Source organism: Flavobacterium anseongense (assembly GCF_021608185.1).
In the GTDB taxonomy this organism is placed as follows: Bacteria; Bacteroidota; Bacteroidia; order Flavobacteriales; family Flavobacteriaceae; genus Flavobacterium; species Flavobacterium anseongense.
In genome coordinates, this window is sequence record NZ_JAKIHN010000003.1 from 57,664 (window position 1) to 81,595 (window position 23,932).

Below are 23,932 nucleotides of genomic sequence, written 5' to 3' on the forward strand. Positions count from 1 at the left end.
ATCAATTACTGTTAACTTTCAGTCGTCCTTTTTTGTTCATTTACAAATTCCAAAATATCTCCTGGCTGGCAGTCTAATGCTTCACAAATTGCTTCTAAAGTGCTAAAACGAATTGCTTTAGCCTTTCCCGTTTTTAAAATGGAAAGATTGGACAAAGTCAAATCAACTCTTTCTGAAAGTTCATTTAGGGAAATTTTCCGCTTTGCCATCATCACATCTAAGTTTACAATAATTGACATAGCTTAAATTGTTAATTCGTTTTCGTTTTGAATAGCTACTCCTTTTTTGAAAATAATAGCAATAATATAGATTACAGCTCCCATTAAAATAAACGCCTGACTGTCGGCCCAAAATGGGTTTAAGTTGTCTGTAGCAAAACCTCGATGCTCTAAATTTTTAGCAAACTGTCTGGCTATATAACTTAAAAATCCTATTGAAATTGTATAATAACTCATTTGTGAAATTTGTTCCGAGACAAAGCTGCTAAACGGTTTTGACAAATCCATTTTATGCATTAGTTTAATGACTGTGTAAAATAGGCAGGCTTTTAAAATTGAAATGATTAGAATAAAGCTATACACACCAAAAAAAGCAAATCTACTGTTAGCATACATTTCACTTAAGTCCAATTTTTGATAAAGATTTGAGACAAATTCAGGGTTATACAGACTGAAAAAGAAATTTACCAGTAAGCCTCCTGCTTCAATAGACAAGCCGACAAAAATTAACCAGGCCACAATATATAGACCCCAAAATACAAAGCTGTTTGTTTTTGACATAATTAGTAAAGCTTAAATTATGTCACAAAAATAATAAATATTTATTGATAAACAATAAAAATATATTATTTTTTAATAATTTATTTTCTCTGGAAGTTTATTTTCTGCCCAACATGCAATCCGTTGTTTTTGGCTAACATGCCACACATATGAAATAACATGCGCGCACCAACGTTGCCATCCCAATCATCATTTTCTCCCGGCGCAACTTCTACCAAATCAAATCCAATAATATCTTTTCCGCTTGCGGTTAATTTGTTGAACAAATAGGTTGCCTGCTCGAATGAAAATCCACCCGGAACCGGTGTTCCTGTATTTGGACAATACCATGGATACATTCCATCTATATCAAAAGACACACAAACTTTTTGTGGCAAGCTTGAAATGATAGCATCACATTGCTCTTCCCAGGTTTTGCCTGTAAAGGTTTCGGCTTTCAAATCGGCATCGGTGTTTACCAAAACTCTTCCATTTGACTGTTGCACTACTTCGACTTCCTGCTCACAGAAATCGCGAATACCAACCTGAACTATTTTTGAAATCTGTGGAATCTGCAAAGCATTATACATAATAGATGCGTGTGAATAAGTAAATCCTTCATAAGCAATACGCAAATCCATATGAGCATCTAAATGCAAAATTCCGAAATTGTTATGAATGCTTGCCAATGCTTCGTAATAACCTAATGGTGTCGAATGATCGCCGCCAAGCAACACAACTTTCTTGCCTTTCTTAGTCCAAAACAATACTTTTTCTTTGACTTCAGTATGCAAATCGCGACACGCTTTATTGATGGTTTCAAGATTTGATAGTAAGCTTGGATGATTGTTTAAATCTTCTCCTTTTTCAAGTGCCTGAATTATGGGTTGTGCCAATGCTTTGTAACTGTCTGAATTAATTTTCCAGTCTTCCGGTGCATCATCATAATATATCCCGAGTTTCCATAACTCCGGGAAATCCTGATGGTTTAAATCGACTTGGAAAGATGCATCTAAAACCGCTTCCGGACCTTCTGAAGCTCCGGCGCCATAACTTACCGTTACTTCCCATGGTACTGGAATAATAATGATTTCTGATTGTTCTGCCGAAAAGGGCAATCCAAAGATAGTTGCATCTGCTAAGCCCGGCTGACTTGGATCGAAAGTAGCTATGATTTGTTGTTTAGTCATTATTCAAAAGTTATAAGGTGGCAAAGTTATCCCTAAACTTCGGGATTGCAAAGTATTTTTGATATGGATATAAAAAAAGAAAACCACAACACTTTCGCATTATGGTTTTATTAATTGAATAAGCTTCTGTTATTCTTTTATGAATTTGTAAGCTACTTTGGCTTTATTGAAATACACATTGTAAATACCTTTAGCTAAAGAAGCAATATCGATACTTTCTTCGTTAGAAGTTACAGCTTTTGTCAAAATGGTTTGTCCTAACATATTGTAGATGGTTATGCTTTCACTGCTATCAAAATCGCCTTTTACATTTAACACATTAGAAGCCGGATTTGGATACAAAACGAAATTATTTTTCACAACATCTTCAACTCCTAAGAATGGAGTAATTGTAAGTTGGAATGTTCTTACAACTGTTGAAGCACCACTTGTAGCTGTCATGGTAATTGTATAAGTTCCCGGTGACAATACTGTTCCTGTAGTTGGCGATTGCGTTAAACCTGCATTACAATTGGCTGTTATTGGATTTGCCAAAGTAGCGTAACTTGGTAATGTATAAGTATTCGTAGCATCGGCAGTAACCGTCTGATTAGCTATAGCAGCCATTGTCAATCCTAAAGTTGGCAGAACATATCCTTTACCTGTAAATTTTTGAGTCATTACTTGAATGTCTGCACAAGGATAATTCATATTAATGGCAGCTTGTCTCACAGCAATTGCAGCATTTTGTTGATTTGTTGAACTATTAGTCAGTATCAAACCTTGTAAAAATGCTTTGTCGGTTTTTGTTCTTCCGATTACATCCCAAATTTGCATTAAAGCAGTTGCCCAAATTTGACCATCAGTATGAATTGAACCAGTTAGAGAACCCGGATAGGTACCGCTATAGTTAGTTGATCTTCCCGACCAACAAGTGTTATGTCCATCCCAACTAAACATGTATTGATTAGCTGCATCAGTGGATAACCATTGACCTAAACTTCTGCTGTATGACTGTGCCCAATAATCTCCATTTCCTTCACCAATTAAATTAGAAGTATTTCCATTGGTCAACCAATCGTGAATACCATGCCCTAATTCATGCCAAATAACATCTGCATCTTCAGCATCATCTACACAACCTTCACCAAAAGCCAATCTATCTGTAGATGGAAGATAATAGGAATTATCATCACCATTTAATCCTGATGAATCAAATCTAACCACTCCTGCGTTTAAAGCTGGTCTACAAGTTATTCCTAATGTTTCATTAATATATCTCATACTTGTATCAAGATGATAAAAAACATTAACCGCTTCAAAAGCATTGTTATCTCTGGTGAAATTAAACGCACTTGTTGCCTGAGTAAACAAGCCAGTAGTTGGTGCTTCGAAATCCTGAATCTCTGCATAAGAGCTTTTTAATGTATAAACTCCTGCTGTTAAATCAATTTCCGGTAAGGTTACCGATGTTCTTGCTGCTGCTAATTGTGTTGTATTGGCATCATTCCCGTCAGTATAACCTGTAGCTCCATAGGCTACACGGGCATAAGATAATGGATCAGATAAATAAACCATTGCTGTTCCCGAAACAAAACCTAAAGGTGACGTGGTAGTTGTTGGATTTGGTCCTTTGCTTACAACTTCTTTTTTATCATGGTACATCGCCTCATCATATGTACTTAAAACAGTTCCTGTTTGTGCATCAACTAAAACTGCCCAACTGGCACCACCTGTTTTTGGATTGGTAACAACTTTATAAACTAATTTAGTCTGGTCATTAACTTTAGTAACCAATAAAATGTTTTCGTCAACTGTATAGTCACCAGTAATTTTTAAACTTTCTTTTGATATGTTCAAAGCAGCCTCTTTAGAAATACTTGGTGTTGTATTAATATTTTCTATTGTACTGTCATACGAATCTGAAGTGAAAGCTAATTCGTTACTTGGATTGAAATTTACTACAATTTCAGAGTGATAAACCGGCACATCATTCATCATTTGTTGAAAACGAAGCGTTTCTCCGGCAAGACTTTTTGTAACGAATGATAATCTAAAAGTATCTGTTGGTTTAATTTTTAATTCACTTGCATGCGATTGTATCCATTGTCTTGCGGCACTTTCGTTCTCAGAAACTTGGGCAAAACCAGCGAATGATATTACAGTCAATGCTAAAGTTGCGAAATGTAATTTTAATTTCATTTTTTAATAGTTAATTAAGTGGTATTTGTTAATAAATCTTTGCAAATCAACGAATTGTTTTTCAAAAAACAAACTAATTTGCTGTTAAAATTCCTTGTTTTAGTATTTGTCCGAAATCATACATATCTTCATAAGAACAGTAAAAAGGAACCGGTGCCAGACGAATTACATTTGGCTCACGCCAATCGGTAATCACACCATTTTTCATTAAATAATTGAACAGACTTTTACCTTGTCCGTGAAGAAAAACAGAAAGCTGGCATGCTCTTTCTTCTTGATTTGTTGGAGTTATAATTTCAAATTCAGTGCCGTCAATTGCAGCATCGATTTCGTGTAAAATGAATTCTAAATAAGCCGTTAACTCATTTCTTTTGGCGATTAGTTTATCCATTCCGACTTCGGCGAACATTTCAACGGAAGCTAGATATGGTGCTAAAGACAGTATTGGTAAATTACTTACCTGCCAACCGTTTGCACCAACGATTGGATCAAATTTTGGTTCCATTAAAAAGCGTCTTTCTTTGTTTTGTGCCCACCAACCCCCAAATCGGGCTAAGTCTTTATTGGTATGATGCTTTTCGTGAATAAAACAACCTGAAGCATTTCCCGGACCGGAATTCATGTATTTATAAGAGCACCAGGCAGCAAAATCGATATTCCAGTCGTGGAGTTCTAACTTGATATTTCCGGCTGCGTGCGCTAAGTCGAAACCTACCTTTGCTCCTGCTTTGTGCCCGGCTTCGGTGATGGTTTTCATATCGAAAACTTGTCCCGTGTAATAGTTTACGCCACCAATTAGGACCAAAGCCAACTCATCGCCTACTTCATTAATTTTGGCTAAAATATCCTCTAAACGGATATTGTGTTCACCATCTCTTCTTTTAATTTCTACAATGGCATCTTCGGGTTTATAGCCGTGAAAATGAACCTGACTTTGAAACATATATTGGTCAGACGGAAACGCTTTTTCTTCGCAAATGATTTTGTAACGTATTTTTGTTGGATGATAAAATGACACCATTAACAAGTGTAGATTTACTGTCAAAGTATTCATAACTGTAACTTCCGAAGGTTTTGCTCCAACTAATTTACTTAGCGGATTGGCAAATCGTTCGTGATAATCCCACCAGGGTTTTTCGACGTAGAAATGACCTTCAACGGCATGACTTGCCCAATCGTTCATTACCTCATCAACATATTGTTTGGTTCTTTTGGGTTGTAATCCTAAAGAATTTCCGGTGAAGTATATTACGTTTTTTCCGTTGTGTTGCGGAAACAGAAATTCGTTGCGATAGTGTTTTAATTCGTCTTGTGAATCTAATTGTTGCGCGAATTCGCGTGTATTTTGGAAAGTCATTGGTATTGTTTAATTGGTGTCGTAAAAGTAAAAAAAAAGGGATAAGAAAAAAGGGATAAGGGATAAGTTTTAATTTGCAGATAGCCCTAGCCCTGATTGCAGTGGAAATCCTTTTATAAATTGCCACGGGTTTAAACCCGTGGCAATTTATAAAAGATTGGAACGGAAAGCGGGAAATAGCTCCTAAAAAAAATCCCAACATTGCTGTTAGGATTTTTATTGAGGGTCTTCGACAAGCTCAGACTGACATTTATATTATAAGCATCGCGTCGCCATAAGAATAGAAACGGTATTTTTCTTTGATGGCTTCTTCGTAGGCTTTTTTCATCAAATCGTGACCACAAAACGCAGAAATCATCATTAGCAATGTTGATTTTGGTGTGTGGAAATTGGTTACCATACAATCGGCAATGCTAAAATCGTGTGGTGGAAAAATGAATTTATTGGTCCAGCCTGTATACGGATTTAAGGTTCTTTGCGATGAAACTGAGCTTTCGATGGCGCGCATAGAAGTCGTTCCGATGCAACATATTCTGCTCTTTCTTGCCTTTGCTGCATTTACAATATCGCAGGCTTCTTGGGTGATGATTAACTCTTCCGAGTCCATTTTGTGTTTTGACAAATCTTCTACTTCAACTGGGTTGAATGTTCCTAAACCTACGTGTAGTGTTACTTCGGCAAAGTTAATTCCTTTGATTTCCAATCTTTTTAAAAGATGTTTAGAGAAGTGCAAACCTGCAGTTGGAGCGGCAACCGCACCCTCTTCTTTGGCATAAATCGTTTGGTAACGTTCTGCATCTTCTTCGGTTACTTCACGGTTGATGTATTTTGGAATTGGAGTTTCTCCAAGTTCGGTTAGTTTTCTTCTGAATTCTTCATACGAACCGTCATATAAGAAACGCAATGTTCTTCCGCGAGATGTAGTGTTGTCAATTACCTCAGCTACTAATGAATCGTCATCACCAAAATAAAGTTTGTTCCCAATTCTGATTTTACGAGCCGGATCGACTAAAACATCCCAAAGACGTTGCTCTGCATTTAATTCTCTTAGCAGGAAAACTTCAATACGCGCACCGGTTTTTTCTTTGTTTCCGTACATACGGGCTGGAAAAACTTTGGTGTTGTTCAAAATCATTACATCGCCATCGTCAAAATAATCGATGATGTCTTTGAATGTTTTATGTTCTATGGTTTTGTTTTTTCTGTTGACCACCATTAATCTGGCTTCGTCTCTGTTTTCTGCCGGGTATTCAGCTAATAATTCGGCTGGAAGATTGAACTGGAAATGAGATAATTTCATTTGAAAGAGTTATAAGTTATAAGTTATGAGTTATGTCATACTTTTTAAACGCCTGCAAATATACTATCGTGAGATAGCGAATGTCAAGTGTTTTGTTGTTTATTTTTAGAAAAGATTCTGAGATACTGAGTTGCTTAGGTTCTGAGATTTTACAAAAGTTCAGTAATGTAAAATCCAATACTCTTTAAGTCATTCCAAAAAGCAGGATAGGATTTGGAGACTACTTCAGCTTCTTCAATTATGATGTCGGTTTTTAGTGCTAAAGGTGCGAAAGCCATTGCCATTCGGTGGTCCTGGTAGGTTTTTATTTTGATATTGGAATGAATTGTACTTGATGGTTCTAATGTCAAGCTATCGTCAGTAATCGAAACTGTTGCGCCGAGTTTTTCCAGTTCATTTTTCAAAGCCTGTAATCGATCTGTTTCTTTTATTTTTAGTGTATGTAATCCTGTCAAATGACAGCCTATTCCTAATCCGAAACAAGTTACAGCTATGGTTTGGGCGATGTCTGGTGAGTTGTTGAGTTGATAGTTAACAGTTGTCGGTTGTCGGTTGTCAGTTTTCATAAGATGAATTGAATTTCCGTCAAAAATGGTCTCAACTCCAAAATCTTCATAAATCTGAGTCAAAACTGAATCTCCTTGCAGGCTGTTTTGTTTGTAGCTTGATAAAGTGATTTCGGTTCCGATGGCTGAAAGTGCTGCGATGGAATAGAAATAGGAAGCGGAAGACCAGTCGGATTCTACTGTTAGGGATAAAGGATAAGATACAAGGGATAAGGGCTTTACTGTGATTTTATTTTCTACGAAGGACGTTTCTACTCCAATTTCGTTAAGCAAGCTTAATGTCATTTTGATGTAAGGAATAGATGTGATTTCGCCTTCCAGTGTAAGTTCCAAACCATTTTCGAGTTTTGGAGCAATTAGTAACAATGCCGAGATATATTGACTGCTGATATTCGCAGCAAGCGAAACTTTGTGCTGTGTAACTTTTTTACCTTTGATTCGAATTGGCGGGAAACCTTCGTTTTCTTCATAACTTATTTCGGCTCCGAGTTGTTTTAAGGCATCAACTAAAATTTTAATTGGTCTTTCTTTCATTCGGGTTGAACCGGTAAGCACGACTTCGCGATTTTCCTGAATTGAAAAAAAAGCGGTTAGAAATCGCATGGCTGTTCCTGCGTGGTACACATCGACAAGCTCAGTGTGACAATCTGTAGAAAGCGCTTTCGCCATCACTTCTGAATCATCTGAATTGGACGTGTTTTCTAATGTTAGATTTGGATACAATGCCTGAAGCAATAACAATCTGTTGGTTTCGGATTTGCTTCCGGTTATTGAGATTGAAGATTGATAGTTAACAGTTGAAGATTTTAGAAGTAAGTTCATAGATTATTAGACAGAAATTCACAGAGAAGCACAAAGATATACAGAGTAAATCTTAATACTACTTTAGTTTATCGTTATTATGATGACGGTCGTGATCGCGATTGGATTTTAAATCCATTTTTTTGTCGAAAGCGGCTTGTAAATCGATCCCGGTTTGGTTGGCCAAACATAAGACTACAAAAACCACATCGGCTAATTCTTCGCCAAGGTCTTTATTTTTATCACTTTCTTTTTCGGATTGTTCTCCGTAACGACGGGCAATAATTCGGGCAACTTCGCCTACTTCTTCTGTGAGTTGCGCCATGTTGGTTAGTTCATTGAAATAGCGAACTCCATGAGTTTTAATCCAATTGTCTACTTCTAGTTGGGAGTTTTTTAAATCCATTTTAGTTGAGAGTTAATTCCATTAGCCAAATATACAACTCAAATAAAAATAAACGCTATGCTTTTTTGAGTACTATTTTTTCTGTTTGTTTATTCACGATTTCTTTATAGAAATTTTTCAATGCCTCATAATATTCAGAACCTATTATGGCTTGGTTGGTATCTTGAGTGTAAAGTAACTGAATTTGGCTTCCTGTATTTGAAATAATGTATTTAAAACCTCCTATATTTTCAGGCATCGCTACTGCTTTAGGTTGTGGTAATGTCTCTACAACATAGCCTTCAGGAATGGTAAGACTTATACTGAATTTATCCTGATCCGGAAATACAAAATCGACTGGATATTCACGCTTTTCCTGCTTGAATGGATTTTCAGTTATTGCAAAAAACAAAAATGGTGAAATATACATCTTGTCGCCAATAATCTCAACTGAATTAGTTGATGTAAAATCATAATTCTCAATAATTGGTAAGCTCAAATCATTACTGTTTTGAACATTATATTCTCCAATTTCAAGTCCTTGATGTTTCTTCTCCAATTTTTCAATATAACTATCTTTAGAAATGATATTATTGTTTTGTCGAAAAAGAAAAGCATTATAATCAAAATATTGGTCTCTTATTTTTCCTGTTACTTCGCCTTTTTCATTAATGCTTGCCATTATACTAACTACATCTTTTGAATTTGATTTTGGCATCAAATCAACATCAATAGAAGTTCCATCTTTTTTAATTAATCTTCCAAACCAGTTTAAATCTTTAATGGGTAAAATATTGGGTTGGGCATATTTATTTGTTGCATCCAACAGTATAATTTTCCCATTAGATTCTACTCCCGCAATAACGCAATTATAAGCTGTTCTGCTTGGGAATAATGAAATTCCATTAGCGCGTGTACTTACTAAAACCGGGTTGGCATTTACTCCTGCTTTTCTAAGCATAGCTACAAGTATCAAATTGATTTCAGCAGTATTTCCTGTCTTGTTTTTATAAGCTGATCTTACACCAACATCACAATAAACGCTGTTATATTCATTCCAATTCATTCTTAATTTAACAAAATCGAAAACTTTTGCTATTGTTTCATTATCCGACACTGTACCAATATTTAAAGCATTCAGATCCTCTTCAAAATAAGAACCTTTATTTAATTCACCGCCAAAATTTTCATTTTCATAAATAGTTTTTGTTACAGATTCCCATGTAGTTGCATATGAATTATACATTTCTCCAGGATATTGTATCGCAGCTAATTCATGCTCAATTGTTGCTGTATAATTTTCTATATTATTTACAAACGATTCCTCTTTTAAAGCTGTAACATTGCTTAAAGTATATTTTAATTTTGTTTCTTTATACTCTTTGGTTTCAGTAGAAAATTCAGTACTTGTTACTGTAGCTCTGATGTTTCTTTCCTTTGAGTTAATGTCAAACGATTTTCTTTGCACTTCCTTTTCTACAACTGGAGTCAAAAACCCTTTAAACTTTACATTATAGGTAAAATATTCAGGAATATACGTTGCGTATTCTGTATAATTAACCGGTATTTGTTTTTGAAATTGCCATTCAGGAAAAGTGGAATAAAAGGGAGAAGTTATTTCGAATTTATATTCAATAACAGAACCCTCTTTTACTTTAGGCATAGTGATTTTTTTTCGAGAGTAAAACTTATTAACTTTTTCGTCAAATTCTCCTTCACTATTGAGTTTCGTTTTCTCAACTTTTTCATTTACCAAATTATAGGTTATTGCTTTTGAAATAAAAACTTTTTCAACGTCTCCGCCATAACTATAGTAACTTATTGATTGATTTGCATAATCATAGCCCTCTTTTTTATATATTTTGATTTTAGCGATTACTTCTGTTTTTAACACAAAACCTTCATGCGCAGCATAACTAAAATAGGTTTTTCCCACATTAAACAAAACCGCCGCTACTGCTGAAGTATCTGATGGACAGACTTTTTCTTTTAGTTCTTCAATGGTTACATTCCCTAATTCATATTTTTGGGATTGGCACAATGTGCTTAAAAATAAAACAGCTAGTAAAAATAATTTCTTCATAATGTTAGGCTTTTGTAATGACTATTTTTGAGTTGTCGGTTTTGGCAATGGTTTCTCTGAATTTCCTATAGCTTTCGTATTTGGATTTGTCGTAAAATCCTTTTTTGATTACCAATTTTTTTTTGCACAATATTTTGTTTGAACTTATGGTATTGAATTCAATTTTATAATAACCAAATTCTGTTTCCTGTTCTGTTCCGTTTGGTTTTGCTTCTACCACAAACCCATCAGGAATAGTGATTTCTATTTCGTCTTCGTTGGTATAGCCGCGCTCCATTTGAAAGGGAAATTCGCGTGTTCTGTATTTCTTCGGGACATATGAACTTTGATCAAAAGCATTTAAAGCGAACATCAATTTCCCACCTGTGTTTTGAGCGTAACCTTCGGCTTCTAATTCTAAATCTTCTGTAAATTCAAGGGTTTTTGGATTATTATTAAAGTTTATTTTCTTTATTGTTAAATTATTGATATTGTCAAATTCCTCTTTATAATTTTTGATTTGGTCTTCTCTGCTCATTCTTTCTTTTCCGAATTCGCTGTCGTAACGCAGCGCTTTAGAGATGATTTTTACTTTGCCTGTTAAATTACCACTCTCCGTGATTTGATAGTATCCTTTTGTCGTTTTCACATTATCGGTTTCAGCAAATATTTTTGTTCTGACTATTTCACCACCTTCCGGTTTTATCAATAAAACATTCCTGTCATCTGTAAAGTCTCCCTGAAAACCGAACGGCTGAATTTGGCTTGTACATTCTAACCAAACCATTTTTTTATCTATAGGTAAAGTCAGAATAACGTGATTTCCCTGAATTGAAGCAAAGTCATTTTGCAAATCTTTTGTTTCATCGTCTCCGGCATAAACAACAGTATAATATGAGGGAACGCCAACCACTTTAAGCAATGAACGGGTATAATTTGATAATGCTTTACAATCTCCGTAACCCAGTTTATCTACATCTCTGGCCAACATTGGTTTCCATCCGCCAATACCAACCTGAACACTAACATAACGGGTTTTATCCTGAACAAATTTGTAAATAATCCGGGCAATTTCAATTGGATCTTTTTCATTTCCAACCAACTGCTTAATCTTTACTTGGGTTTCTTCCGGAATTTCTTCAGTATCGGCTAAAAGCGAACTGTAATACCATTTCCCAAATTCTTCCCAATTTGTTGCCTCTCCATCAACATTTTCCAAATGAAAGTTTTCTAAAGCAAAATATACTATCGGAAAAACATCTGAAAAACCCGGACTTAATTCTTCTCTTTTTTTTGCGATTAAGTTCTTTGCCTTATAACTTACACTATTTTCTGTTTGCTGTTTTTCGATGTGGAATTTATCCGAGAAATTAGCTTCTTTTATCTTTAGCTTTAACTCGGATTTAAAATTGATGGTTAACGAAGTACTTTCTGTGCTTACAAGGTAATCATCCATTGGACTCCAACTTGGAATAAAAGCGGTGTTTGACGTTTCTGTTTCAACCTCAAAAACCATCGTAAACGGATACGTAATTGGCGTGTAATCCAGATACAATGCTCTATTGTCATTAAAAACAGAAATCCCATCAGCAACACTTATATCCTTAAAATCTTTCCTTTTAAAGACTTTTAATTCGTTTCCAAAAGCATTATATGTAGTTGCTTCAATTTTATTTATTCTTGTGTTTTTATCGTAATTCTCATATAAACCAAGGTTTCTCAATCCCAATTCATTTAAAACTGTTGTAACCTGAATGGTTTTAAAAACCATCGATTTTTGTGAAGTAATGTCAATATTCAATTTACTCAAACGTACGACTGCATTTGCATTTTGCTTTAGGCTGTCGGGAATAGTTAAAGTGGAATATTCTAATTTTTGACCAAAGCAGAAAACGGAAAATAAAAGAAGAAAGAATGGTAAAATGTTTAGTTTCATTTGGACTAAGTTTTACCAAATATAAAAAATTAACTTACAATTAACAATATTAATCCTTATTTTTTGTGTCGATAATTATAGTAACCGGGCCATCATTTAAAAGAGCAACTTTCATGTCGGCTCCAAATTGTCCGGTTTGGACTTTCTTGCCTAATTCTGTTTCCATTTGCTGTATAAAAGACTCGTAAAGCGGAATGGCAATTTCGGGTTTTGATGCTTTTAAGTATGATGGACGATTGCCTTTTTTGGTAGCAGCATGAAGGGTAAACTGACTTACGATTATCATATCGCCGTTTACCTCTTTCAGCGATAAATTCATCACATCGTTTTCATCACCAAAAATTCGGAGATTGGCAATTTTTGCCGTTAACCAATTGACATCTTCTTTATCATCCGCATCTTCAAAACCAACTAAAACCAATAATCCTTTTTGGATATTGGCGACTTTATTTCCATCAATAGTTACGGAAGCTTCGGAAACACGCTGAATTACTGCTTTCATTTTAATTAAAAATACTGAATACTGTGACTGAACACTACCAACTATTTCCTCGTTTCATCGCTGGCAATTCGGTCGTCATTATACACATCCTGACGATAATGTTCGTCGTCGCCTTCTAAAATTTTGAGGTAACTATTGTAACGTGACCAGGCTATTTTATTTTCTTCCAATGCTTTTTTGACAGCGCAATGTGGCTCTTCTTTATGCAGACAATTGTTGAATTTGCATTGGTCTTTTAGTTTGAAAAACTCGGGAAAATAACCGCTGATTTCTGCCGGTTCCAAATCGACTACTCCAAAACCTTTTATTCCAGGTGTGTCTATGATTTTAGCATCAAATGACAAATCATACATTTCGGCAAAGGTTGTAGTGTGTTGTCCTTGTTTGCTTTGTTCGGAAATGGTTTTGGTTTTCAAATTTAAACTCGGTTCCAAAGCATTGACTAAAGTCGATTTTCCAACTCCGGAATGTCCGGAAAACATAGATACTTTTCCAATCATCATTTGTTTTAAATCTTCCAAGCCTTTCTTTTCAATAGCCGAAACTTTTAAAAATTTATAACCAATTTCAGAATAGATGTATTGCAGATACAATTGCTCATCCTTCATGGCTTCATCAAAAGTGTCGATTTTGTTGAAAATCAAAACCGCTTCAATGCCATAAGCTTCAGCAGTTACCAAAAATCTATCAATAAAACTCGTCGTTGTTGGTGGATTGTTGATCGTAATCAAAAGAAAAACCACATCAATATTAGAAGCAATGATATGAGTTTGCTTGGATAAATTCACCGACTTTCTGATGATATAGTTTTTTCGGTCGTGAATATTATGAATATTTCCGGTTACCGAATCTGAACTTTCATCCAACTCAAAATCTACTACATCACCAACTGCAATTGGGTTGGTGCTTTTAATGCCCTGCATTCGGAATTTACCTTTAATGCGACACTCGAAAACTTGATTGTCTTCGGTTTTCACAGTATACCAACTTCCGGTAGATTTGTAAACTAGTCCAGTCATGTCGCAAAGATACCATTTCCAATTTATATTTATCGGAATAAAAAAAGTTGCCATTACTGACAACTTTTCATTTATTTTCTCAAAACAGATTAATATTTATAACCGTAAGCTATTTTGTTTGATGAAGCATCTGTTGTTATCAAAACAAATTGATAACCCAATCTGGCTGCCTCCGTTTTTAGTCTTCTGGCAACCGCAGAATTCTCCGATTGATAGTTTGACAAGTCAGCACTTTCTCCAATTCGCGGTCCTACTTCTAAACCTTTAGTATTATCCACGTTTTCAAGGATGACAACTTTTGCCCAATCTGCTTGACCGTTAACCGTAATTTTGTTAGATGTTTGCACAACCTGACCTGTTCTGCCATAAGTAATTTTTTCAACTGCATTTTTAGCAATTGTATATGGAACATCCTGACCTTCGTATGTAAACACGATAACATTATCATCAACACTTATGATTCTTCCTCTAAGTGTTTCACCAATTTGTTTTTTTATCACATCGACTTGGGCGCTGGCTATGTTAAAACCAAAAACCAATGCAAATAGTAAAATAATTTTTTTCATATTCTTTATTTTTAGCATTAATAGACATTATTTAAGACATCAACAAATATAAAAAAAACAATTATTGCCACCCTATTTAACCGATATTCTCACAATTTATCCGATTATCCGTTAATTATCTTCTCTTGATGGCTGATACTTTCCTGGTGAATCGCTTTGAAAATTCTAAGAATAAACTCTTCGCTCAATCCTTTCTCTTCGCCATCTAAAATCATTTTTCCTAAAATTTCATTCCATCGTTTGTTTTGCAAAACAGCTACATTCTTTTCTTTTTTCAAGGCACCGATTTGTTCTGCGACTTTCATTCGGTTTCCTAGTAATTCCAGTAATTTGCTGTCGGCGATATCAATGTTAGCTCTTAGTTTTATCATTTTTGTATTGAAATCGTCGTCTTCGGTAGTTACTTTTTTGACTTTCAAATCTTCGAAAATCTGTTTCAAAACCGTTGGTGTAACTTGTTGTGCTGCATCACTCCAGGCATTATCAGGATCGATATGCGTTTCGATTATTAATCCGTCATAATTCAAATCTAATGCTTGTTGCGATACTTCCTGAATCATATTTCGTTGTCCTGTAATATGCGAAGGATCGCAAATCAGAGGCAAATCCGGGAAACGACTTTGCAATTCGATAGCAATTTGCCATTCCGGAATGTTTCTGTATTTTGTCTTTTCGTAAGTTGAAAATCCTCTGTGGATTACTCCCAGTTTTTTAATTCCGGAATTATACAAACGTTCTACTCCACCAATCCATAAAGCCAAATCAGGATTTACAGGGTTTTTTACCAAAACAATTTTATCCGTTCCGGCCAAAGCATCGGCAATTTCCTGAACTGCAAACGGATTTACCGTTGTTCTGGCACCAATCCAAAGCACATCAATATCGTGTTCTAAAGCCAATTTTACGTGTGCTGCATTTGCCACTTCGGTTGCCATTAACAAACCTGTTTCGGCTTTTGCTTTTTGCAGCCATTTTAAACCGATGGCGCCAACGCCTTCAAATCCACCCGGACGTGTTCTTGGTTTCCAGATTCCGGCACGGAAAACGCTTACGTCTGAATTTTTTAATTCGTGCGCAATTTTCAATACCTGATCTTCTGTTTCCGCGCTGCATGGTCCGGCAATTACTAATGGATGTGATAGATTGAAATCGACTAACCATTTTTTGTTTTCTGTTGTAATATTCATAGCTTCTATTATTTTCCGTTTAATATTTCTTTTATTCTGTTAGTATTTTCCATTTCGTTAAAAATCTGTTCGTAATTTCCGCTTTCTAACAACTCTTTGAATTGCGATAAATTGGCAATATATTCTTCTAATGATTTTACGACTTGCTTTTTATTTTGTTTAAAAATTGGCGTCCACATTGCCGGTGAGCTTTTGGCTAATCTGACTGTGCTTTCAAATCCGCTGCCTGCCATATCAAAAATATCTTTTTCGTCTTTCTCCTTTTCGATAACAGTTTTCCCTAGCATGAATGAACTGATATGCGACAAATGCGAGACATAAGCAATGTGTTTGTCATGCGATTTTGGTTCCATATAGCGAATTCGCATTCCCAAATCTTTGAATAATTTCAGCCCTTTTTCCTGCAACTTAAACGTAGTTTTTTCTACTTCGCAAATGATGTTGGTTTTGTCGACAAATAAATTTCGAATCGCAGCTTTTGGCCCTGAAAATTCTGTTCCGGCAATTGGGTGTGTTGCTAAAAAATTTCTTCTTTTGGGATGATTTGCCACGGCTTCGCATATTGGACTTTTGGTTGAACCGACTTCAAAAACCAAAGTTTCATCGGAAACCAAATCCAAAACTTTTGGCAAAAGCCCCAAAGCAATGTCTACGGGAACTGCGAGAATCACAAAATCCGCATCAATAACTTCATTTAATTCTGACTTCTGGTGAATAATTCCGAGTTCAATTGCTTCTTCCAAATGATCTTCATTGGCATCAACACCAACGATGACAGCATCTTTATCCAATGCCTGAATGTCCAATGCCATTGAACCTCCGATTAAACCAATTCCTATTACGTATACCTTCATAAAATTCCAAATTCCAATTATTAAAATCTTGAGATTGCTTCTGCTATTTTTTCTTCGGTAACGCAAAGCGAAAATCTAATATAGCCTTCGCCATTACTGCCGAAAATAGTTCCCGGCGTGATGAAAATATGTTTTTCTGTCAATACTTTATCAATAAATTCTTCGGATGAAATTCCGTCCGGAAGCTTTGCCCAAACGAACAATCCAACGCTGTTTTTGTCAAAAACACAATTCAGTTTTTCGGCCAGTTTAAAAATCAGATTTCTTCTTTTGGTGTAGATTTCATTTTGCTTTTCGAACCAATCGTTTCCCAGTTTTAAAGCTTCAATCGCTCCTTTCTGAATTCCGTAAAACATCCCGCTGTCCATATTGCTTTTTACTTTTAGAATCGCATCAATTAAGGTTGGATTTCCCATCACCATTCCAACGCGCCAACCAGCCATATTATAGGTTTTGGATAACGAATTTAATTCTAATGCAATGGCTGACGAACCTTCAACCTGCAATATTGACAACGGATTTCCATTCAAAACAAAACTGTACGGATTGTCATTTACTATTAAAATGTTATGCTTTTTTCCAAAGGCAATTAGTTTTTCAAACAACTCCAAAGTGCCATTCGCACCGGTTGGCATGTGCGGATACGAAACCCACATCAGTTTTACTTTTGATAAATCAGTTTTTTCTAAAGCTTCAAAATCAGGTTGCCAGTTGGTAGCTGCTGTCAAATCATAATACACTGCTTTTGCCTGAACCAATTCGGTTACCGAAGCATAAGTCGGATAGCCGGGATTTGGAATCAAAACGGCATCGCCTTCGTTTAAAAACGCCAACGAAATATGCATAATTCCTTCTTTAGAACCCATCAACGGAAGGATTTCTGTATTGAAATCTAAGTCGACATTAAAGTGGTTTTTATAGAAATCAGCCATGCCTTTTCTCAATTCGGGCAAGCCTTGGTAACTTTGATATTCGTGGGCTTTGTCATCAAACATAGCTTTTTGCATGGCTTCAATAACAGTGATGTCCGGAGCCAAATCAGGACTACCAATTCCCATATTGATAACCGGTTTTCCTTCGGCTATAAGTTGGCGTACTTCTCTCAACTTTCGGGAGAAGTAGTATTCCTGAACGCTATTTAATCTTTTGGCTGTAGTTATCATTGCATTCCTTTTTTATATTCACCCAACACTTTGAAATGTGTCGTCATTAATTCTAAAATCTTTTTGGCTTTATCATAATGCTTGTATTTTTCAAAAACCACATCCACAAAAAAGGAATATTGAAAAGGTGTTTCAATAATTGGCATCGATTGTATTTTGGTTAAATTGAGTTTCGAGTTGTTCATTACATTTAAAATCGTTGCCAAACTTCCCGGTGTATCGTCTAATTCAAATTTTATTGATGCCTTATTAATTTCTTCTTTTGGTAATTCTTTGTTTTGTGTTTTTACAATTACAAATCGGGTTTTATTACTTTGAATCGTGTGAATTCCAGCAGAAAGAATTTCTAAATCATACATTTTAGCAGCAATTGGCGACGCTATAGCGGCAATCCCTTTTATTTTTTGATCATGAATTCTGCGGGCACTTTCGGCCGTATCGCCACTTTCAACCAATTTAATATTGGGATATTGAAGAAAGAAATCAGCGCATTGAAGCAATGCCATAGGATGTGAATGCACTTCGGTAATATCATCTAGTTTTTGTCCTTTTAGCGCCATCAAATTCATGTGAATGTCTAAATAATGCTCACCTATGATGTGCAAATTATTTCTATCAATCAAAGCGTAATTTGGAATTATAGAACCCGCGATCGAGTTTTCTAACGCCATAACTCCTTTCTGAGATTTGTTTTCAATCAGGCTTTTTACTAAAGATGTAAAAGACATGCATTCATCCAAATCATATTCCTGCGCAAAATATTCCAGTGCCACCTGATGATGAAACGATCCTTTAATTCCTTGTATTGCAATTTTTGTTTCCATATAATCAAAAAAAAATCCCAACTCTTGTTGGGATTTATATATCGTATGTTTTACTTTTTACTTCTTTACATAACACAATACTAATCCCTTCTTTTGTCCGAAGAAAAAATAAAAGAAATAGCTATAAAAGGTGTTAAATGTTTTCATTTGTTGATTTCTATTTGGCTAATGTAAAAAATTAAAACGTAGGTTTTACAAGACTTTACAAAAAAAGTTACGGAAACGTTTTCGTAAAAACGCCTATTTATCGCTTTTCAACTCTTGTTGGTGTGTCTTTTCCGCTGATGATACTTTCTGAACTGATGGCTATGGCTTTGATGATTTCGGTCATATTATCTAAATCCAAAGTCGAAACCTCATCGGTTAATTGGTGGTAATTTTTTTCATCATCCATTTTGGAAGTTGAAATCGTATGTGCCGGAACACCCACTGCAGCCAAAGCGGCATTATCAGAACGATAAAATAATTGCATTTCCGGATAAGGATCTGCGTAAAACTTGAAGTTGCTTCCCTTTAAATTCTTTTGAAGGATGGTTCCAAAATCAGATCTTTCGAAACCAGTAATGTAGGCTGAGTTTTTATTCCATTTACTTTCCGTACCAATCATTTCTATATTGAACATAGCCACTACTTCATCGGGGTTAATATTTCTAGAGAAATATCTTGATCCTACAATTCCGATTTCTTCAGCTGTAAATGCCACGAAAATAATGGTGCGCTCATTATTGTTTAATTCCTTGAAATATTTTGCCAAAGCGATAACAGCAGTTGTTCCCGAAGCATCGTCATTCGCACCGTTATATACTTTGTCTTCTCCATCACTTACAGTTCCTAAATGATCATAATGCGCCGAAAAAATCACATATTCATTCGGTTTTGATTTACCCGGAAGCACTCCGATTACGTTGTTTGCGTTTTTATCTTTTCTGGTAAATTCCTGTCGGTAGTTTTTTAAATCCTTAAAATAAGCCAGTCCGATTTTAGCAAATTCTTTTTCAATAAAAGCGGAAGCGGAATCAATTCCGGGAGTAAAAACCTGTCTTCCCTGCATTTTGTCGGAAGCCAGTTCGGTTTCAATTCGGGTTACTTCGTCTTTTGAAATAAGAGGTTTCTTTTGAGCTTGAACTGCAAAGCAAGATAACAGGAACAGTAGTGCAATTTTTTTCATCGTGTAGTTTTGTTAATTGTAAAAGTAAGTGTTCTGTTTCAAAAAAAAGTTACAGTAAATCTAAAAAACAATAAACCCAAAACTTTTCTGTTTACATTTGCAATAAACATTTCAATTATGTCAATAGAAGTTCAAAATATTTCCAAAAGTTACGGAGCCCAAAAGGCTTTGGACAGTGTTTCTTTCTCCATCAAAAAAGGAGAAATCGTTGGTTTTCTTGGTCCGAATGGCGCAGGAAAATCTACCTTGATGAAAATTTTGACTACATTTCTTATTGCTGATGAAGGCGTAGCAACAGTGAATGGAAATGACGTAACCGAAAATCAAAAAGCAGTGCAGCTTTCGATTGGCTATTTGCCTGAACACAATCCGTTGTATCTGGATTTGTACGTTCGCGAATATTTGGCTTTCAATGCTGATGTTTATAAAGTTTCAAAATCCCGTATTGAAGAAGTTATTCAGTTAACCGGTTTATCGCCCGAAAGTCATAAAAAAATCAGTCAACTATCAAAAGGATATCGTCAGCGTGTGGGTTTGGCAACAGCATTGCTTCACAATCCTGATGTTTTGATTTTGGATGAACCAACAACAGGTTTAGATCCAAATCAATTAGTGGAAATTCGAAACGTAATTAAAAATGTAGGGAAAGACAAAACCGTTTTTCTGTCAACGCACATCATGCAGGAAGTAGAAGCCATTTGCGACAGAGTAATCATCATCGATAACGGAAAAATTGTGACTGATAAAAAACTGGACAAATTAGTTTCGGATGAAAAAGAGCAAATCATAGAAGTTGAATTTGACAAAACGGTTGCCGAAACTTTACTGGCTGGTTTGCCTAATATAAAATCTTATAAAAACACTAGTGCAAATCTTTGGACATTAACCTTCAACACCGAAGAAGATATGCGTCCAAAGGTGTTTGATTTTGCTCACGATAACGGATTAAAAACATTGCAGCTTAGTTTGAAAAGCAAGAATCTGGAGCAGATTTTTAGGGAGAAAACTAAGAAATAGTGTTCAGTCGCAGTCGCAGTTTACAATAAAAAAACTGAAAACTGCGACTGTGACTGTCAACTACAATTTAAGGATAAACGACTCTTCCCTGATACAGTGTTTGTACATCAACAATTGGAGGCACATTTTTCAAAACAAGATTTCCCGTACTGTTTAAAACGCCTCTAACACTTTGAATAGGTTTTACAATCATATCATTCGAACCACGATGGTAAACATTCATATTTTGAACGATTAAATTCTGAGCCTCTATTCTTCCATCGCCAAAATAGAAATTAAAATTGGCTGTATTGGTCTGTCCGGAAAGAAAAAATCGGGATACATTATTGTTAGCAATATTCAAATAATCATTGTTTACATTAAGAATAAAATCCCCTGTTCCTGCACCACTTTCTCCATCACCATCTTTGTCCATTGCAACAAAACTTATATAAGGAAACGTCAACACACCATTTGAACTGATATTCCTGTCGGTTTTTGAATAGACTTCCTCCAAGGTTGGTGTGGTAACTAAAATCTTTGTAGTTCCATAAGCACGAACCCAATTACAGCTCACATCATCCTTAAATATCAGTTGGTCTCCATTTTGTGTCACTTCTACATTACCAATAAAATTGGAACCGGCAACAATCTCTACTTTATATTCGCTTCCCTGAGTAATGACTACTTCAATCCCGCGATAAACCTTTATTTTTTTGAAAGGCTGAACAGTAACTTCCTTAGTAATTGTTGTCCCTGAACTTTCGACACAATCACTTGGTTTTTCACAAGCATTGAGTGCAAAAAATAAAACCATCAATAATGAAAACTTCTTCATAGCTGTTTTTTAAAGTCTGTATCCAATTCCAAATTCCAAAGCTTCTGCTAAAAACAAATGCGTTTTTATCGTAAATCCACCAAAAATTTTATTGGTGAAATAATATTTAATGCCGACTCTGTCATAAACCGGAATGTCCTTTTTAAAAGGCTCATAAGCATAATATCCTATTTGGGTTTCCAGCGAAATGCGGTTAATCATTAATTCATGTCCAACAAAAATTCCGATTCTCTTGTAATCCGTATTCGAACTGATATTTTCCTCCGGATAGGCAACCGAGTAATATCTAATATATTCCTGAATGGATTTCGTCAAAAACAATTCGGTTCCCAATTGCAATGTCGATTTTCTATTGATACGCTTACCAGCATAAAAACCTATGTGATAAAAAGGAAATTGGCCGCTGTTAATAATTGGGCTTTCATTAATTCCGGTACGTAAAACAAAATTATAGTGTATTGGCTCCTTATACGATTTCTTGACTAAGGTAGTATCTGGCTGGCGTTTAAAATCTTCGGATAAATTGTAATTCAACCCCAAATTCAACAGATATGTATTGATTCCGCTGTTGGGCGATTTCATTCTTCCATTGGAATAATGGGTAAATAAAATTCCGGCATGAAAGCCAATATTTTTAAAAAGAGACTGATTGTCATAAGCCAAACCTATATTGGTATTTCCCATTAGGCGACTTCCAAATGCTTTGTTTTTGCTGTTATTTGCCTTGTCATAAGGATTGGTTGTATAAGCAATTCCCTGTGCGAGTCTGAACTGTAAATGCCGCTTCCAAAAATAAAAATTATACAAGGCTCCGACAGCATAGTTTTGACCTAAAGGCTGGCTTTTAAAATCCTGATACAAAAAATAACCTCCATAATCCGGATAATTATATGCCTGATGCCACTCTTTAGAACCATCGGTTTTTTTGAGTATACTCAACATCAACCCTTCCGGATGTCCATTGACTAAATGGTACATGTCTTCAGTATGCGGCAAGGCATTTCCTCTTAAAGTGGAAACTTCAACCGCAAAAGGATTACTCTTTTGAGCAAAAAAAGAAAATGGAAATAGTAAAAACAGTAGGTAAATTTTCCTCATCTAAAATTTAATTCGCACAAATATATAGAAAATGTTTTCTATTGTCATCCCGAATACAAATGAGTATCAGGAGCGGAAGGTTCGGGCATTTTTGGTTTCCATTTTCCCGCTGTCCGAGCTACACGGTAGCTTCTCCCATCGGGGCTAGAAAGGATTTGTCTTTTGTGAAATCAGCTTAAAAAATCTCTTTAGCAATCGCCTTAATATTTTCAGCTCTTCCCATCGAATAGTAATGCAACACCGGAATTCCGGCAGCGACTAATTCTTTACTTTGTTGCGTACACCATTCGATTCCGATTTGTTTTACAGCGTCGTTATCTTTAGCTTTTACTACAGCCATAATCAAATCATCGGGCAATTCAACACTAAATCGGTGTGGAATTAAATTCAATTGTTTTTTAGTTGCAATAGGTTTTAAACCCGGAATAATTGGAATTGTGATTCCCGAAGCTCGACATTTATCTACAAAATCAAAGAATTTTTTATTGTCAAAAAACATTTGCGTAATGATATAATCTGCTCCGTTTTTTATCTTTTGTTTTAAAAAGTGAATGTCACTGTCCAAACTTGGTGCTTCCATGTGTTTTTCTGGATAGCCCGCAACTCCGATACAAAAATTGGTCTGCGCCGAATTCTTCAAATCCTCATCCAAATAAATTCCGTTATTCAGATTACTGATTTGCAACACCAAATCGGTTGCGAATTCATTACCTTCTTTTTCAGGATGAAAATAGGTTTCCGTTTTTAAGGCATCGCCGCGAAGCGCCACCACATTGTCAATGCCAAGGAAATCCAAATCAATCAACAGATTTTCTGTATCTTCTTTTGTAAAACCACCACACAAAATATGTGGAATCGCGTCAACATTGTATTTATTCTGGATTGCGGCACAAATACCAACCGTTCCCGGGCGTTTTTTTACAATCTTCTTTTGTAAAAGTCCACTTGGCAATTCCTTGAATTCGTATTCCTCACGGTGATACGTCACATCAATAAATGGCGGATTGAACTCCATTAACGGATCGATACTGTCAAAAATAGATTGGATGTTTTGTCCTTTTAAAGGCGGTAAAATCTCGAAAGAAAACAATGGCTTCCCGTTGGCGTTTTCTATGTGTTGGGTTACTTTCATAATTCCTTGTTATATGTTGTGAGTTGTATGTTGTATGTTCCAAACCCAG

Annotated in this window: 22 protein-coding genes; 1 reads left to right on the forward strand and 21 read right to left on the reverse strand. The window is 35.6% G+C overall.

Features of this window, described 5'->3' with window-relative positions:
* Window positions 1-11 precede the first annotated feature (11 nt).
* The 18 genes from L1S35_RS05410 to L1S35_RS05495 form a co-directional block, all read right to left on the reverse strand.
* The gene (locus L1S35_RS05410; protein WP_236397522.1) at window positions 12-239 is read right to left on the reverse strand and encodes a helix-turn-helix domain-containing protein; all 228 of its coding nucleotides are present in this window, start codon (window positions 237-239) and stop codon (window positions 12-14) included.
* A gap of 3 nt (window positions 240-242) precedes the next feature.
* Complete coding sequence (locus L1S35_RS05415) at window positions 243-779, reverse strand: DUF2975 domain-containing protein (RefSeq protein ID WP_236397526.1); 537 nt, start codon at window positions 777-779, stop codon at window positions 243-245.
* A gap of 80 nt (window positions 780-859) precedes the next feature.
* Window positions 860-1,948 (reverse strand): agmatinase family protein, encoded by a 1,089-nt coding sequence (locus L1S35_RS05420; RefSeq protein ID WP_236397528.1) that lies wholly within the window; start codon window positions 1,946-1,948, stop codon window positions 860-862.
* 129 nt (window positions 1,949-2,077) lie between these two features.
* On the reverse strand, window positions 2,078-4,129 hold the full coding sequence (locus L1S35_RS05425) for a T9SS type A sorting domain-containing protein (protein ID WP_236397532.1): 2,052 nt from the start codon (window positions 4,127-4,129) through the stop codon (window positions 2,078-2,080).
* Window positions 4,130-4,202: 73 nt separating this feature from the next.
* A complete protein-coding gene (kynU, locus tag L1S35_RS05430; protein ID WP_236397535.1) occupies window positions 4,203-5,486 on the reverse strand; it encodes a kynureninase in 1,284 nt (427 codons plus the stop codon).
* A gap of 250 nt (window positions 5,487-5,736) precedes the next feature.
* Window positions 5,737-6,786 (reverse strand): tRNA preQ1(34) S-adenosylmethionine ribosyltransferase-isomerase QueA, encoded by a 1,050-nt coding sequence (gene queA, locus L1S35_RS05435; RefSeq protein ID WP_236397540.1) that lies wholly within the window; start codon window positions 6,784-6,786, stop codon window positions 5,737-5,739.
* Window positions 6,787-6,935: 149 nt separating this feature from the next.
* Window positions 6,936-8,174, reverse strand: a complete 1,239-nt coding sequence (locus tag L1S35_RS05440) for a 3-phosphoshikimate 1-carboxyvinyltransferase (RefSeq protein ID WP_236397543.1) — start codon at window positions 8,172-8,174, stop codon at window positions 6,936-6,938.
* 58 nt (window positions 8,175-8,232) lie between these two features.
* A complete protein-coding gene (locus L1S35_RS05445) occupies window positions 8,233-8,559 on the reverse strand; it encodes a nucleotide pyrophosphohydrolase (RefSeq protein ID WP_236397546.1) in 327 nt (108 codons plus the stop codon).
* Between the two features lie 55 nt (window positions 8,560-8,614).
* Entirely contained in the window at window positions 8,615-10,621 is a 2,007-nt protein-coding gene (locus L1S35_RS05450) for a DUF3858 domain-containing protein (RefSeq protein ID WP_236397549.1), read from the reverse strand.
* Between the two features lie 4 nt (window positions 10,622-10,625).
* Window positions 10,626-12,536, reverse strand: a complete 1,911-nt coding sequence (locus L1S35_RS05455; protein WP_236397552.1) for a DUF3858 domain-containing protein — start codon at window positions 12,534-12,536, stop codon at window positions 10,626-10,628.
* Between the two features lie 49 nt (window positions 12,537-12,585).
* Window positions 12,586-13,038: a D-aminoacyl-tRNA deacylase gene (dtd, locus tag L1S35_RS05460; RefSeq protein WP_236397555.1), complete on the reverse strand. Its 453-nt coding sequence runs from the start codon at window positions 13,036-13,038 to the stop codon at window positions 12,586-12,588.
* A gap of 41 nt (window positions 13,039-13,079) precedes the next feature.
* Complete coding sequence (gene rsgA, locus L1S35_RS05465) at window positions 13,080-14,057, reverse strand: ribosome small subunit-dependent GTPase A (protein WP_236398340.1); 978 nt, start codon at window positions 14,055-14,057, stop codon at window positions 13,080-13,082.
* Window positions 14,058-14,146: 89 nt separating this feature from the next.
* Window positions 14,147-14,623, reverse strand: coding sequence for a hypothetical protein (locus L1S35_RS05470; protein ID WP_236397558.1), 477 nt, complete (start codon window positions 14,621-14,623; stop codon window positions 14,147-14,149).
* A gap of 104 nt (window positions 14,624-14,727) precedes the next feature.
* Window positions 14,728-15,810, reverse strand: a complete 1,083-nt coding sequence (locus tag L1S35_RS05475; protein ID WP_236397561.1) for a bifunctional 3-deoxy-7-phosphoheptulonate synthase/chorismate mutase type II — start codon at window positions 15,808-15,810, stop codon at window positions 14,728-14,730.
* 8 nt (window positions 15,811-15,818) lie between these two features.
* Window positions 15,819-16,664, reverse strand: a complete 846-nt coding sequence (locus L1S35_RS05480; RefSeq protein ID WP_236397563.1) for a prephenate dehydrogenase — start codon at window positions 16,662-16,664, stop codon at window positions 15,819-15,821.
* Window positions 16,665-16,684: 20 nt separating this feature from the next.
* Entirely contained in the window at window positions 16,685-17,827 is a 1,143-nt protein-coding gene (locus tag L1S35_RS05485; protein ID WP_236397566.1) for a pyridoxal phosphate-dependent aminotransferase, read from the reverse strand.
* Window positions 17,824-18,651, reverse strand: a complete 828-nt coding sequence (locus L1S35_RS05490) for a prephenate dehydratase (RefSeq protein ID WP_236397569.1) — start codon at window positions 18,649-18,651, stop codon at window positions 17,824-17,826. Before L1S35_RS05490 ends, L1S35_RS05485 begins: the two co-directional genes overlap by 4 nt.
* A 244-nt stretch (window positions 18,652-18,895) precedes the next feature.
* Entirely contained in the window at window positions 18,896-19,819 is a 924-nt protein-coding gene (locus tag L1S35_RS05495) for a M20/M25/M40 family metallo-hydrolase (protein WP_236397572.1), read from the reverse strand.
* Window positions 19,820-19,936: 117 nt separating this feature from the next.
* Between L1S35_RS05495 and gldA the strand changes: the two genes are divergently transcribed.
* A complete protein-coding gene (gene gldA, locus L1S35_RS05500; protein ID WP_236397574.1) occupies window positions 19,937-20,836 on the forward strand; it encodes a gliding motility-associated ABC transporter ATP-binding subunit GldA in 900 nt (299 codons plus the stop codon).
* 67 nt (window positions 20,837-20,903) lie between these two features.
* On the opposite strand, the gene L1S35_RS05505 is transcribed toward gldA, so the two are convergent.
* The 3 genes from L1S35_RS05505 to metF all read right to left on the reverse strand — a co-directional run bounded on the left by L1S35_RS05505 (window position 20,904) and on the right by metF (window position 23,883).
* Window positions 20,904-21,653 (reverse strand): head GIN domain-containing protein, encoded by a 750-nt coding sequence (locus tag L1S35_RS05505; RefSeq protein ID WP_236397577.1) that lies wholly within the window; start codon window positions 21,651-21,653, stop codon window positions 20,904-20,906.
* A 9-nt stretch (window positions 21,654-21,662) separates the two neighbouring features.
* Window positions 21,663-22,751 carry an acyloxyacyl hydrolase gene (locus L1S35_RS05510; protein WP_236397580.1) on the reverse strand — a complete coding sequence of 363 codons (1,089 nt, stop codon included), beginning with the start codon at window positions 22,749-22,751 and terminating at the stop codon, window positions 21,663-21,665.
* A gap of 175 nt (window positions 22,752-22,926) precedes the next feature.
* On the reverse strand, window positions 22,927-23,883 hold the full coding sequence (gene metF, locus L1S35_RS05515) for a methylenetetrahydrofolate reductase [NAD(P)H] (protein WP_236397583.1): 957 nt from the start codon (window positions 23,881-23,883) through the stop codon (window positions 22,927-22,929).
* Between the last annotated feature and the right edge of the window lie 49 nt (window positions 23,884-23,932).

Bases quoted from the DNA above. Each gene is read 5' to 3' on its own strand.
- L1S35_RS05410 (WP_236397522.1), bottom strand. From the start codon at position 239: ATGTCAATTATTGTAAACTTAGATGTGATGATGGCAAAGCGGAAAATT.
- L1S35_RS05415 (WP_236397526.1), bottom strand. From the start codon at position 779: ATGTCAAAAACAAACAGCTTTGTATTTTGGGGTCTATATATTGTGGCC.
- L1S35_RS05420 (WP_236397528.1), bottom strand. From the start codon at position 1,948: ATGACTAAACAACAAATCATAGCTACTTTCGATCCAAGTCAGCCGGGC.
- L1S35_RS05425 (WP_236397532.1), bottom strand. From the start codon at position 4,129: ATGAAATTAAAATTACATTTCGCAACTTTAGCATTGACTGTAATATCA.
- kynU (WP_236397535.1), bottom strand. From the start codon at position 5,486: ATGACTTTCCAAAATACACGCGAATTCGCGCAACAATTAGATTCACAA.
- queA (WP_236397540.1), bottom strand. From the start codon at position 6,786: ATGAAATTATCTCATTTCCAGTTCAATCTTCCAGCCGAATTATTAGCT.
- L1S35_RS05440 (WP_236397543.1), bottom strand. From the start codon at position 8,174: ATGAACTTACTTCTAAAATCTTCAACTGTTAACTATCAATCTTCAATC.
- L1S35_RS05445 (WP_236397546.1), bottom strand. From the start codon at position 8,559: ATGGATTTAAAAAACTCCCAACTAGAAGTAGACAATTGGATTAAAACT.
- L1S35_RS05450 (WP_236397549.1), bottom strand. From the start codon at position 10,621: ATGAAGAAATTATTTTTACTAGCTGTTTTATTTTTAAGCACATTGTGC.
- L1S35_RS05455 (WP_236397552.1), bottom strand. From the start codon at position 12,536: ATGAAACTAAACATTTTACCATTCTTTCTTCTTTTATTTTCCGTTTTC.
- dtd (WP_236397555.1), bottom strand. From the start codon at position 13,038: ATGAAAGCAGTAATTCAGCGTGTTTCCGAAGCTTCCGTAACTATTGAT.
- rsgA (WP_236398340.1), bottom strand. From the start codon at position 14,057: ATGACTGGACTAGTTTACAAATCTACCGGAAGTTGGTATACTGTGAAA.
- L1S35_RS05470 (WP_236397558.1), bottom strand. From the start codon at position 14,623: ATGAAAAAAATTATTTTACTATTTGCATTGGTTTTTGGTTTTAACATA.
- L1S35_RS05475 (WP_236397561.1), bottom strand. From the start codon at position 15,810: ATGAATATTACAACAGAAAACAAAAAATGGTTAGTCGATTTCAATCTA.
- L1S35_RS05480 (WP_236397563.1), bottom strand. From the start codon at position 16,664: ATGAAGGTATACGTAATAGGAATTGGTTTAATCGGAGGTTCAATGGCA.
- L1S35_RS05485 (WP_236397566.1), bottom strand. From the start codon at position 17,827: ATGATAACTACAGCCAAAAGATTAAATAGCGTTCAGGAATACTACTTC.
- L1S35_RS05490 (WP_236397569.1), bottom strand. From the start codon at position 18,651: ATGGAAACAAAAATTGCAATACAAGGAATTAAAGGATCGTTTCATCAT.
- L1S35_RS05495 (WP_236397572.1), bottom strand. From the start codon at position 19,819: ATGAAAAAAATTGCACTACTGTTCCTGTTATCTTGCTTTGCAGTTCAA.
- gldA (WP_236397574.1), top strand. From the start codon at position 19,937: ATGTCAATAGAAGTTCAAAATATTTCCAAAAGTTACGGAGCCCAAAAG.
- L1S35_RS05505 (WP_236397577.1), bottom strand. From the start codon at position 21,653: ATGAAGAAGTTTTCATTATTGATGGTTTTATTTTTTGCACTCAATGCT.
- L1S35_RS05510 (WP_236397580.1), bottom strand. From the start codon at position 22,751: ATGAGGAAAATTTACCTACTGTTTTTACTATTTCCATTTTCTTTTTTT.
- metF (WP_236397583.1), bottom strand. From the start codon at position 23,883: ATGAAAGTAACCCAACACATAGAAAACGCCAACGGGAAGCCATTGTTT.